Origin of the sequence: Bifidobacterium parmae (genome assembly GCF_002860365.1) — a bacterium.
Classification (GTDB): domain Bacteria; phylum Actinomycetota; class Actinomycetes; order Actinomycetales; family Bifidobacteriaceae; genus Bifidobacterium; species Bifidobacterium parmae.
Genome location: NZ_NMWT01000013.1, coordinates 71086 through 86119, shown reverse-complemented (window position 1 = coordinate 86119; position 15034 = coordinate 71086). Strand labels below are relative to the sequence as shown.

The 15034-nt window shown below is 68.1% G+C and carries 10 protein-coding genes; 4 read left to right on the top strand and 6 right to left on the bottom strand.

What is annotated here, in order from left to right; genetic code table 11:
* Positions 1–78: 78 nt before the first annotated feature.
* The 3 genes from Uis4E_RS05830 to Uis4E_RS05820 are packed head-to-tail and all read right to left on the bottom strand — an operon-like array spanning position 79 to position 4071.
* Complete coding sequence (locus tag Uis4E_RS05830; RefSeq protein WP_243394368.1) at positions 79–2406, bottom strand: 5-oxoprolinase subunit B/C family protein; 2328 nt, start codon at positions 2404–2406, stop codon at positions 79–81.
* 15 nt (positions 2407–2421) lie between these two features.
* Entirely contained in the window at positions 2422–3183 is a 762-nt protein-coding gene (locus Uis4E_RS05825; protein ID WP_101622267.1) for a LamB/YcsF family protein, read from the bottom strand.
* 51 nt (positions 3184–3234) lie between these two features.
* On the bottom strand, positions 3235–4071 hold the full coding sequence (locus Uis4E_RS05820; protein ID WP_101622266.1) for a putative hydro-lyase: 837 nt from the start codon (positions 4069–4071) through the stop codon (positions 3235–3237).
* A 242-nt stretch (positions 4072–4313) separates the two neighbouring features.
* On the opposite strand from Uis4E_RS05820, the gene Uis4E_RS05815 reads away from it, so the two are divergent.
* The 4 genes from Uis4E_RS05815 to Uis4E_RS05800 all read left to right on the top strand — a co-directional run bounded on the left by Uis4E_RS05815 (position 4314) and on the right by Uis4E_RS05800 (position 9374).
* Positions 4314–5261 (top strand): aminodeoxychorismate lyase, encoded by a 948-nt coding sequence (locus tag Uis4E_RS05815; protein ID WP_101622265.1) that lies wholly within the window; start codon positions 4314–4316, stop codon positions 5259–5261.
* Positions 5262–5424: 163 nt separating this feature from the next.
* Positions 5425–5871 carry a chorismate mutase gene (locus tag Uis4E_RS05810; protein WP_165784867.1) on the top strand — a complete coding sequence of 149 codons (447 nt, stop codon included), beginning with the start codon at positions 5425–5427 and terminating at the stop codon, positions 5869–5871.
* Between the two features lies 1 nt (position 5872).
* Entirely contained in the window at positions 5873–8026 is a 2154-nt protein-coding gene (locus Uis4E_RS05805) for a hypothetical protein (protein WP_101622264.1), read from the top strand.
* Positions 8027–8171: 145 nt separating this feature from the next.
* Entirely contained in the window at positions 8172–9374 is a 1203-nt protein-coding gene (locus Uis4E_RS05800; protein WP_101622263.1) for an ATP-binding protein, read from the top strand.
* Between the two features lie 116 nt (positions 9375–9490).
* Here the strand turns inward: Uis4E_RS05800 and valS are convergent, their stop codons facing one another.
* The 3 genes from valS to nth form a co-directional block, all read right to left on the bottom strand.
* On the bottom strand, positions 9491–12283 hold the full coding sequence (valS, locus tag Uis4E_RS05795; RefSeq protein WP_101622262.1) for a valine--tRNA ligase: 2793 nt from the start codon (positions 12281–12283) through the stop codon (positions 9491–9493).
* Positions 12284–12502: 219 nt separating this feature from the next.
* Complete coding sequence (locus Uis4E_RS05790; protein WP_101622261.1) at positions 12503–14125, bottom strand: ABC transporter substrate-binding protein; 1623 nt, start codon at positions 14123–14125, stop codon at positions 12503–12505.
* Positions 14126–14346: 221 nt separating this feature from the next.
* Positions 14347–15006, bottom strand: coding sequence for an endonuclease III (gene nth, locus Uis4E_RS05785; protein WP_165784866.1), 660 nt, complete (start codon positions 15004–15006; stop codon positions 14347–14349).
* Between the last annotated feature and the right edge of the window lie 28 nt (positions 15007–15034).

The window sequence follows — 15034 nt, the reverse complement described above, 5'->3', positions numbered from 1 at the left end:
CTGACGAGGGGGCCGTCCGCGAAGCGGACCGGGGGAGAGACCGACGGCTTGACACGTGCTGGTGCGGTGCTCTACCCCTCAGTCCGGCGTTCGCCGGACAGCTCCCCTGTCAAGGGGAGCCGGGTCGTGGATGGAGGCGTTGATGGTGAAACGGACTTGGGCGCCGGGCGGAAGCTGGCCGGCGGTGGCGAGGGCCGTACGGGTGAGCACGGCGATCACCGGGTAGCCGCCGGTCACCGGCTGGTCGCGCAGGAAGATGAGCGGCAATCCGTTGCCCGGCACCTCGATGCTGCCGGGAATCGTCGCCTCGCTCTTCAGCTCGGCATGCGGGTCGCGGCGTTCGATGGCGGGGGAGGGGTCTGTGGTCGGTGCGGCGGCGGGCGTGGTGGCGGCGAGGCGGAGGCCGACGCGGTTCGATTGGGCGGTGACGGTCCACGTGGTGCCGAGGAACGTGGCGATGCCCGCGTCGGTGAACCAGTCGTCGCGCGGGCCGAGCGTGACGGCGAGCTCGGTGGGGGTAGACGCGCTGGCATCGGTGCTGGTGGCGGTGCGCGGCAGATCATCCGGCCACGGCTGGGGAAGTCCGATGGTGGCGATGGGATGAGGGAGCCGGGAGATGGGACGGATGGGGAGGAGGTCGCCGTGCTTGAGCGGGGCGGGGCCGATGCCGCTCATCGTGTCGGTGGAGGCGGAATCGAGGATTGTGGGGACTTGGAAGCCGCCGCGCACGGCGATGTAGTCGCGCAGGCCCGCGACGGGCGCGCCGATCGTCACGGTTTCGCCGTCGCGCAACAGGAACGCCTCCTGGCGGGTGATGGGGAAGGCGGGTTCCGGATTGCGGCGGATGCCGGCCCGATGGCCACCCCCACCCGCTTCGCGGGAGCCCCCGCCAGCGGGGGTGGAATCGGCGGCCGTGATGGTGATGGGGACGGGGGCGCCGGTGACGGCGATGGTGAGGTCGCCGTGGGCGGTGAACGAGGCGTTGCCGGCGGTCAGTTCGATGACCGGGGTGTGCGCGGGGTTGCCGACCAATTCGTTCGCCAGGCGGAAGGCCCGCGGGTCGGCCGCGCCCGAACCGGTGACGCCCATTTCGGGCGCGTTGCGGCCCGCATCCTGGAACGTGGCGAGAACGCCGGGATTGACGACTTCAAGGGTGGGGACGGAGGAGGTGACGGATGCGGTACCGGTGGGACTGTCCAACTGACCACCCCCACCCGCTTCGCGGGAGCATCCGCAATTACGGACGGCCTTCAGCCGATTGCGCATCGGCTCGCCTGTCGGCTCGCACATCGCCTGCAAACGCCCCCGGCGTTCGCTATACGGCGATGTCCCGCCAGCGGGGGCGGAGGTCGGCGCGGGGGCGGAGGAAGAGGCGATGTGCGTGGTCGGGCCGTCAACGTGTGGGGTTGAGGCCGTATCGTGTGGGGTTTCTGATACGTCGTGTAGGTTTTCCGATGCATCGTGTAGGTGTTTTGGTGCGACGTGTGGAGTGGCGTCCTGAAGAGCGCGCTGTGCCGTTGCTTCGGCGCGCGTCGGCGTGAAGCGGACGGTGTCGCCGGGGCGGAGGAGCGCGGGCGAATCCATGGCATCGTTCCACATCGGCACGGAGGTCCTGCCGATGAGCTGCCAGCCGCCCGAACTGGCTCGCGGGTAGACGCCGGAGAACGTGCCGGCGAGACCCACCGACCCCGCGGGAACGGCCAAACGCGGCGCTTTCCGGCGCGGTACGTCGAAGATCGGGTCGCCGCCCACGAGGTAGTCGAAGCCGGGTGCGAACCCGCCGAACGCGACCTTCCACGGGTGCCCGGAGTGCCGTGCGACCACCTGTTCGGGACTGATCCCGAGCAATGTGGCAACGTTCCCAAGGTCCTCGCCGTCATACACGACCGGGATCTCCACGACCCGCGAATCATGGGCCTTCAGCACCCCACCGTGCAGGTCCGCGATCCGCGACTGCAGGACGCTTCGGAAATCCCGCACATTCGTCTCCGAACCCTGCACGTCTGCACGGGAACCATGCACGTTCATCGACGAACCATGCACATTCATCGCCGCAGCCAGCGGATCGAACGCCACATACACCGTGCGCGCCGCCGGCAGCACCGTCGTCACCGCCGCGAACGTCGTCATCCCGCCCCCGCTGGCGGGGGCTCCCGGCGTGAGCCGGGTGGGGGTGGTCCCATCGGAACCCCGACGACTTCCGCGAAAAGCCGACCGTGCCGCATCCACCGCCGCGTCGATCGCCGCATACAGTTCCAGCGCGGCATCCAGATCGGCACATTCGACGATCATCGCCGATTCGCCGCACGGCAGGAACCGCAGCGCGCCGGCCGTGGCACCGGTCGTGGCGCCGGTCTCAGTGCTGGCCATCGTGCCGGCCGCAACATCGTTCCCCGCGTCGGTCATCGCGTCACCGTCCCCTCACGCCGCGAACGGGCGGATCGTGACGCCGTCGGCGGTGAGGCGCTCGCGGACCGCCTTCGCGAGCGCGACGGCGGCCGGCGAGTCGCCGTGCACGCACACCGAATCCGCGTGGATCGGCACGATCGTGCCGTCGATCGCCTCGACCGTGCCGTCGGTCACCATGCGCGAGACGCGCGCGGCGACCGCGTCCGGATCGGCGATGACCGCGCCCGGCAGGCGGCGCGAGACGAGCGTGCCGTCGGGCGTATACGCGCGGTCGGCGAACGCCTCGCGGAACACGCGCAGTCCGGCGGCCTCGGCCACGCGACCCACCACGGAACCCGGCAGCGTGAGCAGGGCGAGCGCGGGGTCGACGGCGCGAATCGCCTCGACCACCGCCTTCGCCTGCACCTCATCGGTGACGATCCGGTTGTAGAGCGCGCCGTGCGGTTTCACGTACCGCACGCGCGTGCCCGCCGCCCGCGCCATGCCTTCCAGCGCGGCCAGCTGGTACATCACGTCCGCGGTGAGTTCGGCCGCCGCGACGTCGATGTACCGGCGGCCGAATCCGGCGAGATCGCGGTAGGCGACGTGCGCGCCCACCGCGACGCCGTTCGCCGCCGCGTTCGCCAGCGTGCGGCGCATCACGCTCGGGTCGCCGGCGTGGAAGCCGCAGGCGATGTTCGCGCTGGAGACGACGGTGAGCAGGGATTCGTCGTCGCCGAGCTTCCAGCGTCCGAAGCTTTCGCCCATGTCGCTGTTCAGATCGATGGTGGTCATATCCGATTCCGTTCCTTTCGTTGGTGCTGGTCTTGCCGCGGTTGCCGCGGGTCACACCATGTAGTCGAGGTCGCGCTTCGAGGTGATGAGCATGTGGCCGGGGGCGTGCGTGATCGCGAACGGCGGTTTCGAGGCCATCGCGGCGGCCTGCGGGGTCACGCCGCACGCCCAGAAGACCGGCACGTCGCCGTCCTCGAGGATCGGGGCGTCGCCGTAGTCGGGGTGCATGAGGTCGGTGACGCCGATCGCCGCCGGATCGCCGACGCATACGGGCGCGCCGTGCACGGACGGGTAGTAGCCGGAGATGCGCACCGCGTCGGAGACCTGCGTGGACGGGATGCCGCGCATCGAGACGACCATGTTCGAGTGGAACGCGCCTGCCGGGCGGCAGGCGATCGACGTGTCGTACATCGGCACGTTGCGGCCGGCGGTGATGTGCCGCACCGGCACGCCCGCCTCCATCAGCGGGAATTCGAACGTGAAGCTGCATCCGATCACGAACGTGACGAGGTCGTCGCGCCAATACTCGGTGATGTCCGGCACCTCGGCGACGAGCTCGCCGTGCTCCCACACACGGTAGAGCGGCACGTCGGTGCGGATGTCCGCGCCGGGGCAGGTGGCCGGTTCGGTCTCGCCCGCCTCCATCACCTCGAGCAGCGGGCATGGCTTCGGATTGCGCTGCGCGAACAGCAGGAAGTCGAAAGCGAGGTCCTTCGGCAGGATCATCAGGTTCGCCTGCGCGTAGCCTTTCGCGATGCCGCAGGTCGGGCGCACGAGCCCGTCGCGGAAGGCGAGGCGCGCGGCCTCGGGCGTGGAGTCGGCGGTCGGCGTGGTTGTCGCGGTTACCGCGGTTTCCGTGATGCCCGTCTTGTTTGTGTGTTCGGTCATGACATCCCCCATTCGTATGCTGTCCGCCACGATACGGTCGTGCCGCGTTACGGTTCATGTCCGTTTGTGACGGTTGCATTTCGTCCGTGCTACGGTCGATGTTCCACGTGAAACAATGCGCGGTTAGGTTGGACGGGAGACGAAGGCCGTGGCGGTCGCGTGCGATCGCGGCGGTCTTGCGGGCCCCGGAGACGCCGGGGCGTCACGGTGATCGTGAACGGTCACGGAGAAAGGGGAATGCGATGAGTTCGATCGTGTTGGGCATGGGCAACGGCAAGGCGATGTTCGGCGATGAGAAGGTGAGCGACGCCGACCTCATCACGTTGGTCGACCCGAACGGGCTCAACATCAACGCGTTCGATCTGAGCGTGCTGCGCGGCGACGGCATCTTCGAGGCGACGACCGTGTGGAAGGGGTACCCGGTCTCGCTGGAGAACCATCTGCGCCGTCTCGCCCAGTCCGCCGCGATGGTCGACCTGCCCAAGCCGAACTTCGACGCGATCACGCGCGGCGTCGAACAGGTCATCGACGCGTACGACGACCCCGAACCCGGCCCGCTGCTGCGCATCATCGTCTCGCGCGGCCTCGATCCGGACACCGGCGTGGGCAAGGCGTCCGACCGCACGCCCACCGTCTTCATCTTCCTCGACGCGAAGGGCACGCTGCATGAGACCGACCCGATCACGATGGCCTCGATGACGCGCGGCTACCCGTCCGACATCACCGAGCGCGCGCCATGGCTGCTCAACGGCGCGAAGACGCTCAGCTACGCGTTCAACTGCGCCGTGCACCGCGAGTGCGCGCGCCGCGGCGTCGGCGACGCCGTGCTCTACACCGAGGACGGCTACACGCTCGAATGCCCGAACTCGTCGATCGTGGCCCGCTACGGCGACACGTTCGTGACCCCCGACCCGTCGATCGGCATCCTCAACGGCACGTCCCAGCGCGAACTGTTCGCATGGGCGCGCCAGGAGGGCAAGTCCATCGAATACCGCAAGCTGCCGATCGCCGAACTGCGCGAGGCCGACCGCCTGTACATGACGCACGGCGGCTGGGTCATCCCCGTCAACGAGATCGACGGCCGCACGCTCGACTACTCGGCCGACGAGATCGCCCAGGCCAACGAGGCGATCCATTCCGGCCGCACCCACGACGACGCCCTCTCCATCGGCCCGGACTACCGGTACTGACGGGCGCCGGTGTCGGCCGGCGATGACCGGTGCCGGCCGACACCGGTCATCCCCGGCCGTTCGGGGGTCTCTGCGCCCCCGCTGCTCTCCTGTAGGGGGAGCCATCCGGCGCACGCCGGACCGAGGGGTGCTCCGCCGGGCCGGTTGGAGTAAGGTAGCTCCTATGACTGAAACGACGAGCACGACCGCATCCGAAGACGGCGGCGACTGGCTGAGCGCCACCGTCACCCGCAATCCCGGCGAACACGCCACCGTCATCGACTCCGCGAAGGCCGCGGAGGATCCCGAGACCGCCGAAACCGTGGCGAAGATCAAAGCGCTGCGCCAATCCATCGACAACGTGGACACGGCCATCGTCTCCCTGCTCGCCGAACGCTTCAAATATACGTCGCAGGTCGGCGTGCTCAAGGCGCGCGCCGGATTCGCCCCCGCCGACTACAAGCGCGAGGACTACCAGATCGAACGCCTCCACCGCATCGCCGTGGCCGCCGGCCTCGACCCGGACATCGCCGAGATGTACCGCGAGTTCGTCGTCACCGAGGCGAAGAAGCGCCACCAGCGCATCGCCGAAGCCGGGGGAGACCCGGGCGTGCTGGACGTGTTCGCCTGATATGGGGCATCGACGGAAGGCGCTGGCCTGCGCGGTCGCGCTCGCCGTCGCATCATCGCTCGCCTTGGGATGCGCCGCCGGCGCGTCGATTGCAGGCACGCGCATTGCGACGCCCGCGCTCGCCGGACGCGACGTGTTCACCGTGACCGAGACGGACGGTGATGCCGGCGCACTGTACCTGATGGACGATCCGGCGGACGCCGGCTCGTCGTCGCGGTCCGCATCGTCTGGCGCCTCCGCGTCCTCGGCATCCGCGTCGTCCGCATCGCGCACGGTGACGCGCGTGCCGGCGGGCGTGCGCGGACTGCCGATCGCCGCGCACGTCACCTACTCGCTCGACGGGCCGAACGTGGGCCGCACCGACATCGCCGGCGCGAGCGGGCTCGTCGGCGTGCATGTCACGCTCGAAGCCGAAACGCTCGGCGACGACCTGCCGCGCGCCGCACGCTCGCAACGCATGCTCGTCACGTTCACCGTGCCGACGCGCGTCGCCGACGACGTGAACGTGGGCGACGGCGCCGTCGTCACCACGAACGGCTCGAACACGGTCGTCGCCGCCGTGATGCGCGTCGGCGAACGACTCGACTGCTACATGACCGCGAAGAAATTCGCGATGGGCGACGTGACCGTCGTCTCCGCCGACGACGTGGCCGCGCTCGCCGACACCGCCGCCGCGATGGGCGACGGTTCGATCGCGATGGACGGTTCGACCGGCGCCGGAGCGGGATCGGCGGGCGCCGGCACGGGTGCCGCCGGCGCGCATCAGGATCTCATCGACAAGCTCACGAAGCTGCGCGACCTCGAACGTTCGCTCGCCGCCGGCGAGATCGCCGCGAAACAAGCCGACTACGACAAGGCGTTCGCCGCATACATGGCCGCCTACGTCGGGTCGTACACGAACCACCTGTCCGGGTCGATCGGATCGAGCACGCAGCTGACCGCGCTCATGGGCACGGCCGGCGAGCTCAGCGGCGACACCCCGCTCGCCGCCGCCGTGCTCGACGAGGCGAACGCGACCGACGCGCTCGCCTCCGCGCACCAGCACACGGGCGCCGCCGACGCGATCGACCAGGTGATCCGCATGGTGCGCGCGCAGGGCACCGACGGTCTTACGGACACGTTGCGTCGCCGCGCCGGAGAGGAGACCACCGAAGGCGCGAAGGCGTATGCGGCCGGACAGTCGCAACTGTCGCAGGCGATGATCCCGTATTCGATGGCGTACACGGACGCGTACACGAAGCACCTGAGCGAACTGACCGGCGGCACGTCCGCGGGCGCCGCCGCGCATGCGGACGAGGCGAACGCGGCGACCGCGAAGGAGTTCGCGTCGGGATCCGGCGGCGCGCATGCGGACGACGTCGCGAAGGTGGACGCGGCGATGGACGCGCTCGCCGCCGCGCGCGAACGCACCGGCGCCGGCAGCGCGTACCGGCAGGTGCTGCTGCGGTTCGCGGGCGAGTTGAGTGGAGCGGATTCCGGTGGTGGCGACGGTGTCGGTGGTGTCGGTGGTTCCGGTTCGGGGGCCGCCGGCGCGTCCGGTGCCGCGGCCGCGGGCCGGTTCGTCGGCCGCGGCATGGCCGGCGACGATTCGCTCGCCGCACACGCCGAAGCGTCGCGGTCGCGGCGGCAGGCCGCGGCCGAGCGCCGCGCCGCGAAGGCGTCGAGCGGCGACGTGACGACCACGGTGATCGACGAGAACGCGGGCAAGACCGATGCCGGCGACGTGATGAAGTTCGCCGGCGGCGTGCCGGGGGCCGGCGGGAAGTCGGGAGCGTCATCGGGAGCGTCGGCGTCCGCGGGTTCCGGTTCGGCTGGTTCGGGCGGCTCGGCGGGCGGCACGTCCGCGGGGTCCGGTTCCGGGGCGGGATCGTCCGCGGCGACGTCGTCCGCGCTGACGCAGCTGTCGCCGTATGTCGGCATGGACGGCGCCGCCGGTGCGACGGGCGGTGCCGGCGGTTCCGGCACGCGTCTCGTCAACGACACCACGCAGCTCATCGACGACGCCACCGCGTTCGGCGACGCCGGCGCGTTGCTGCGCGCGCTGCTCGCCGATACGACCGTGCAGACGAAACTGGGCGTAGGCGACGCGTCGGCGTCGGGCACGGCGTCCGCATCCGCCGCCACCCGCTTCCTCATCGTCGAGCCGGGCGTCTGAGCCAGACGCCCGTCTTGGGCGGGCGGATAACGTAAATGTGAAGAAAATGTGTTTTAGACTTTTTTAGAGTTTTTAGATTCTTTAGACTTTTTTAGAGTCTTTGGATATCGGGAAACCCAAAGTGACGATGAAAAGGCGGCGGTCCATGAAGACGAATCCGTTCAAACCGACTGCGGGGAAGACGCCTCCCGTGTTGGTAGGACGTCAGAGCGTGCTCGACGATTTCAAGTTCGCGCTCATGGATGGCGTCGGCGCGCCTGGCCGTCTCCGTTACGTCACCGGTCCGCGTGGCGTCGGCAAGACGGTCATGCTCAACGCATTGGGAGACTATGCGAAAAGTCTTGGATGGGTCGTTGTGGACCAGACCGCCGAGCCGGGATTCACGGCAGGCATCATCCAGGCGCTGCGTGATGGCGGCGGCAATAAGACGATGGAAGCCATCACCTTGCCGTCCGCCTCGGTTACCACGCCCATTCCGGGTGTTGAAGCTTCGGTGCAGCTTGGCGCCGTGGAACTCCGTCGTCGTGAGAAGGCCTACAACCTGCGTCAGGCGATAGGGGGGAAGCTTGACACGATGGATGAGAGCAACCAGGGTGTTCTCGTCACACTGGATGAGGTGCAGAAAACGTCCATCGAAGAGATCCGTTCGCTGGCCATCGGCATTCAGCATCTCATCCGTGAAGACAGGAACGTCGCATTCGTGTTCGCAGGGCTGCCGTCCATGGTCGAGGAAGTCATCAACGACAAGGTCATCACCTTCCTTCGCCGTGCCGAAAAGGACCATCTGGGAAGTGTGGATCTGCAGGAGATCTGGATGTCGTTCGAACGCACGATCGCTCAATACGGCAAGAACGCCGATTATCAGGTGCTGAACGAGTTGGCGTTGGCGACCAACGGATATCCGTTCATGATCCAGCTCGTCGGATACTGGGCGTGGCGGTATTCGGATGTGAACGGGCACGACGACGTCATCACCGCCGAGGATGCGGAACAGGGCATCCGACGGGCGAAGCTCAAGCTCGGCGACATGGTTCACGCGCCGGCATTCGACGGGTTGTCGGCAATGGCGAAGGACTACCTGCTCGCCATGTCGCAGGATGACGGGCCATCCAGCACCTCGGAGATCGCGGCGCGCATTGAACGCAGTCCCCAGTATGCGAGCGTCTATCGTGCGCAGCTCATTGAAGAGGACATCATCGAATCCACCGGATACGGATACGTCGATTTCAAGATTCCCTATCTGCGTGACTATCTCAAGGAGCACGCCGCGCATCATCAGATGAAGATGACCCTCCAGAAGATGATGGAGGAAGGCAATCCGATGGGCGCAGATGGGAATGATATGTGAGAGGGGCTTCGACCGGTGCGGTATGCGGTCGGAGCCCCTCTCGGTGTACTGGTCAGCCCCTCAGTCCGGCGGCCGGACAGCTCCCCCTGAAAGGGGGAGCAGGGAAGCGTGCGCGGCTACTTGCGCGGCTTCTTGGCCGGGGGCTCGCCGAGCTCGGACTGCTCGACGATGATCTCGGCGGCGGCCTCGGTCTCGGCCTTGGCCTCCTTGGCGACGTCCTTCGCGGCCGCACGGGCGGCGTCGACGGTCTCCTTGACGGCCTTGGCCGCGGCGGCGAGACCGGCGAACTGGATTTTGCCCACCACGCGGCCGGCCTCGGCGATGTCGTCCAGCGCGCCGGCCAGCGATTCGCGCACGTCGTCGGCCACGCCCAGCGTGACGGACAGGATCGGCGTCTTCATCGAGACCTTCGCCTTGGACTTGATGCCGCGCAGCGCGGCCAGCGCCTCGCCGGCATGGTTCAGCAGCTCCGGGGCCACCTTGAACGCGGCGGCCTCGTACACGTCCGGGGTCGGCCATGCGGCGCGGTGCACCGAGCCGGAACCGGCGTGCATCCAGCTCCACACCTCTTCGGTGGCGTACGGCAGGAACGGCGCGAGCAGACGGGTGAACGCGTCGAGGCCGAGGCCCAGCGCGGTGCGCGCGGACTTGACGGCCGCCTCGGACGGCACATGGCCGGTCGCGTCGGCGGTGCCGTAGGCGCGGTTCTTCACCAGCTCGATGTAGTCGTCGCAGAACTGCCAGAAGTAGTTCTCGATGGCCTCAAGCGCCTTGGAGTGCTCGTAGTTGTCCAACGCGGCGGTCGCCTCGCGCACCACGAGCGCCATGCGGGCCATGGCGGCACGATCCAGCGGCTCGGTCACGTCGGCCGGATCCCAGACCGCCTCGGCGCCGGAGGACACGTGATGGTTCTCGTCCTCGCGGCCGATGGCCAGCGCGAACTTCGTCGCATTCAGCAGCTTGATCGCGAGACGGCGGCCGATCTTCATCTGGCCCTCGTCGTAGGTGGCGTCCAGGCCGAGGCGCGCGGCGGCGGCCCAGTAGCGCACCGCATCGGCGCCGAACTGCTCGATCGGCTTGTTCGGCACGACGACGTTGCCCTTGGACTTCGACATCTTCTTGTGGTCCGGATCGAGGATCCAGCCGGAGAGCGTCGTGTGCTTCCACGGCAGGCACTTGTTCTCGAGGTGCGCGCGGTCCACGGAGCTGAACAGCCAGGTGCGGATGATGTCCTGGCCCTGCGGGCGCAGATCCATCGGGAACGTGGCCTTGAACAGCGCCTGGTTCTCCTCGCCGGGCTCCTCCCAGCGGGTCACGATCTGCGGGGTGAGCGAGGAGGTCGCCCACGTGTCCATGATGTCCTTCTCGGCGGTGAAGCCGCCGGGCACGTCACGCTGGTCCTCGGTGTAGCCGGCCGGCACGTCGGTGGTCGGGTCGATCGGCAGGATGTCCTCGGACGGGACGATCGGGTGGTCGTAGTCGGCCGAACCGTCCTCCTTGACCGGGTACCACAGCGGGAACGGCACGCCGAAGAAGCGCTGGCGGGAGATCAGCCAGTCGCCGTTGAGGCCATGCACCCAGTTCTCGTAGCGCACGCGCATGAAGTCCGGGTGGAACTCGAGCTCGCGGCCGCGCTCGATGAGCTCGGCGTTCAGCTTCTGGTCGGTGCCGCCGTTCTTCAGGTACCACTGGCGGGAGGTGACGATCTCGAGCGGCTTGTCGCCCTTCTCGTAGAAGTTCGTCATACGCTTCGTCGGCGTCGGCTCGCCGTCCAGGTCGCCGGACTCGCGCAGATGGTCGACGATGATCTTGCGGGCGGAGAACGTGGTCTTGCCTTCGGTCTCCGCGAAGATGGCCTTGCCGCCCTCGTCGGTGATCCAATCCGGCACGGACATCACGATGCGGCCGTTGCGCTGGATGATCGGACGGGTCGGCAGGTTGAGGTCGCGCCACCATTCGACGTCGGTCACGTCGCCGAAGGTGCAGCACATGGCGATGCCGGCGCCCTTGTCCATCTCAGCGGCCGGGTGCGCGAGAATCGGCACCTTCACCTTGAACAGCGGGGAGTAGACGTACTGGCCGAAGTACTGCTTGTAGCGCTCGTCGTCCGGGTGCGCGATCAGCGCGCCGCAGGCGGCCAGCAGTTCGGGGCGGGTCGTCTCGATGTAGATCGGGGTGCCGTCCTCGAAGCGGAACGCCACCTTGTGGTAGAAGCCCGGGTACTCACGGGATTCGAGCTCGGCCTGGGCCACGGCGGTCTGGAAGGTCACGTCCCACAGGCCCGGGGCGTCCTTCTGGTAGGCCTCGCCGCGGGCGAGGTTCCTGAGGAACGCCTTCTGGGCGACGCGGCGCGGGTGCTCGCCAATCGTGTGGTAGGTCTGCGACCAGTCGATCGACAGGCCCAGCTTGCGCCACAGCGCCTCGAACAGCTTCTCGTCCTCGGCGGTGAGCTTCTCGCACAGTTCGATGAAGTTCTGGCGGGAGCACGGCACCTGGTCCTTGGCGTCGATCTTCTTGCCGTCGGTGCCTTCGAACGGCGGCTTGAAGTCCGGATCGTACTTGAGGGAGGTGTCGACGCGCACGCCGTAGTAGTTCTGCACGCGGCGCTCGGTCGGCAGGCCGTTGTCGTCCCATCCCATCGGGTAGAACACATCGAAGCCCTGCATGCGCTTGAAGCGGGCGATCACGTCCGTGTGCGTGTAGGAGAACACGTGGCCCACGTGCAGGTGGCCGGACACGGTGGGCGGCGGGGTGTCGATGGAGTACACGGCCTTGCGGTCGCGGGTGTCGTTGAACTTGTAGGTGCCCTGTTCGTCCCAGACGGCACGCCACTTGTCTTCGAGGCCGTCCACGCCCACGCGGTCGGGGAGCGGGGTGAGGTTGGCCGTGATGGATTTGGCTTCAGTCATACACGCGAGTTTATGCGGCTTAGGTGACATCAGGGCATGGGCTTTCGGCCTCTTTCCGTTCCGGTGCCCGGACCTCCCCCACCCGCTTCGCGATTAAGGACAGCCTGCGGCTGGAATTATGTTGCTCACTGTCGTTCGCCTTCGCCTACAAACGCCTCTGGCGTTTGCTTCACGGCTCAGCCCTCCAGAGGGGGCGAAATATTGGGGCCGAAATAGAGGTCAGGAGAGGGCGAGGTCCTTCAGCGGCAGTCGGGTGTCGGTGAGCTGGGCGGGGTAGCCGTTCAGCGTCTCGCGTGCGACGACCGCGTTGCGCTTCGTGTACAGCCAGTCGCTGGCCGCGTCCTCGCTCACCGTGCGCGCGTACGTCTTCAGTCCGTTCGCGTAGTCCGTCTCGTTCGCGGCGCCCGCCGCGGCCGCGTACTGCGACTGCGCGTCCGCGTTCGTGTAGTGCGGCGTCGAGTCGGGCGTCGCGAAGATCGCCGACCCGTCCTCGCCGTCGAGTTCGGTGAGCATGAGCTGGAAGTCGCGTGACTGCGCGCGCTGGTCGAGCTGCGTGGCGTCGACCGTCTCCACGTCGACGGCGACGCCCGCCGTCTGGTACTGCGCGGCGATCGCCTGCGCCAGCGACGTGTACGCGGCCGTGGTGACGAGCTTCAGCGTGCCGACGTATCCGGAGGAGAAGTAGCTCATCATCGACCGTCCCTTCGCGCTGTCGTACGGCAGGATGGAGGTGAGGTTCTCGTAGCCGGGTTCGAGCGGGCCGATCGGGCCGCCGAGCACCTGCTCCACATCCTGTTTGCGGCCGTTCGCCAGCGCCGCCTTGTCGAGCATGAGGCGCATCGCCTGCCGCGCCTGCACGTCGGAGAGGATCGAGTCGGCGTCGTTGTTGTAGAGCAGCGTCACCTTGCGCGTGCTGGCGCCGTACACGGTGACGAACGAGGAATCGCCGGCGAGATGGTCCGCGGCACTCGCGAAATCCGGCAGGATCATGTCGAGGCCGCCGAAATCGGCCTGCTTCATCAACGTGTCGTCGTCGGCGAAATACCTGAACGTGACGGTGCCGACCTTCGCGCCGCCGCCGGAACGCGCCTTGAGCGTCATCACGCCGTCCTTGAACGAGTCGACGGCGAACGGGCCGGAACCGGCGGTCTGCGTCGCGTAGTTCACGTTCGCGTCCGCATCGTAGACGATGCCGAGGCGGCCGGTGAGCGTGCGCGTGAGCGTCGGATCCGGCTCGCTGAGCGTGATGACCACCGTCGTCGGATCCGGATTCGTGACGGAGGCGAGACGCTTGAACTTCGCGTCCGCGTCCGGCCACTTGCCTTCCACGGCCTGCTGGATCGACCACACGGCGTCGGTCGAGTCGAGCGTGTCGCCGTTCGCGAACGTGAGACCGGAACGCATCGTGAGCGTCAACGTCCTGCCGTCCGCCGACGTCTCCCACTTCGACGCGAGACCGCCGGTGATCCGGTTCTCGTCGTCCACGTCGAGCAGCGTCTCGTACACGTTGCCGATGAGCACGCGGCTCAGACGGTCGGACTGTGCGCCGGACGCGGTGCGGATGTCGAGCGAGTCGGGCACGCCGGTCAGTCCGATCGTCACGGATTCATTTGACGACGTGTCGCCGCCGAGACCGGGGACGACGCTGCGATGCTGCACCAGCGCCCACCCGATCCACACGAGCGCGGAAAGCGCGATCGCGACGCCGAGGAAGACGCCCCAGCGCGCGAGTTCGCCGGTGCCGGTGCCGCGTGTGGTGCCGTGTGCGGTGCGTGGATTGCGTGGATTGCGTGGATTGCGGGGAGTGCGGGGAGTGCGTGTGCCGTTGCCGTGATTCGCCATGTGGCTCAGTCTACGCGTGATGGGGAATCCGCGTCCGTGAGTCATTTCGCCGTCGACCACCCCCAGTCAGCCTACGGCTGACAGCCCCCGCCGGCGGGGGCGGAGGAGAAGGCATGGTCACGCCGGCGGGTGGGTGGTTACGCGGCCGGGCGGGCGGCTATGCGGCGGATGGGAGGTTATGCGGCGGGCGGGTGGCTACGCGGTATGCGGAGGGCGAGTGGCTACGCGGCGGAGGGGCAGGTGGCGGCGAGCGGGCAGGTGGCGCAGTCGGGTTTGCGCGCGTGGCAGATTGCACGCCCGAACAGGATGAGACGGTGGCTCAGATCCGTCCACTCCCCGGGCGGGAAGCACGCGGTGATCTCCTTCTCGACCGCCACCGGATCGGGGTGACGTTCGCGCCAGTCGCTGCGCCAGCGCAAGCGTCCGGTCACGCGCATCACGTGCGTGTCGACGGGGAAGCCGGGCACGCCGAACGCGTTGCCGAGCACGACGTTCGCCGTTTTGCGGCCCACGCCCGGCAGGCTCGTGAGCTCCGCCATCGTGCGCGGCACCTCGCCGCCGAAACGCTCGTCGAGCGCGGCGGCGAGTCCCAGCAGATGCTTCGTCTTGGAGCGGTAGAAGCCGAGCGGATGGATGATGTCCTCCACGTCCTCGGGATTCGCGACGGCCAGCGCGGCGGCGTCCGGATAGCGGGCGAAGAGTTCCGGCGTGACCGTGTTGACGCGTTTGTCGGTGGTCTGCGCGCTCAGAACGGTCGCGATGAGCAGCTGCAGCGGCGTCGAGAAGTCGAGCGCGCACTTCGGCTCGGGGAACAGTCCGGTGAGGATCGCGTACTCGTCGTGCATGCGGGCGACGCGGGCCCGCTTCGATTCGCGTGGCATATCGGGATGCTCGGGATGATGGTGGCGG

Coding starts and splice junctions, on each gene's coding strand:
- Uis4E_RS05830 (WP_243394368.1), bottom strand. CDS start 2,406: ATGACCGACGCGGGGAACGATGTTGCGGCCGGCACGATGGCCAGCACT.
- Uis4E_RS05825 (WP_101622267.1), bottom strand. CDS start 3,183: ATGACCACCATCGATCTGAACAGCGACATGGGCGAAAGCTTCGGACGC.
- Uis4E_RS05820 (WP_101622266.1), bottom strand. CDS start 4,071: ATGACCGAACACACAAACAAGACGGGCATCACGGAAACCGCGGTAACC.
- Uis4E_RS05815 (WP_101622265.1), top strand. CDS start 4,314: ATGAGTTCGATCGTGTTGGGCATGGGCAACGGCAAGGCGATGTTCGGC.
- Uis4E_RS05810 (WP_165784867.1), top strand. CDS start 5,425: ATGACTGAAACGACGAGCACGACCGCATCCGAAGACGGCGGCGACTGG.
- Uis4E_RS05805 (WP_101622264.1), top strand. CDS start 5,873: ATGGGGCATCGACGGAAGGCGCTGGCCTGCGCGGTCGCGCTCGCCGTC.
- Uis4E_RS05800 (WP_101622263.1), top strand. CDS start 8,172: ATGAAGACGAATCCGTTCAAACCGACTGCGGGGAAGACGCCTCCCGTG.
- valS (WP_101622262.1), bottom strand. CDS start 12,283: ATGACTGAAGCCAAATCCATCACGGCCAACCTCACCCCGCTCCCCGAC.
- Uis4E_RS05790 (WP_101622261.1), bottom strand. CDS start 14,125: ATGGCGAATCACGGCAACGGCACACGCACTCCCCGCACTCCCCGCAAT.
- nth (WP_165784866.1), bottom strand. CDS start 15,006: ATGCCACGCGAATCGAAGCGGGCCCGCGTCGCCCGCATGCACGACGAG.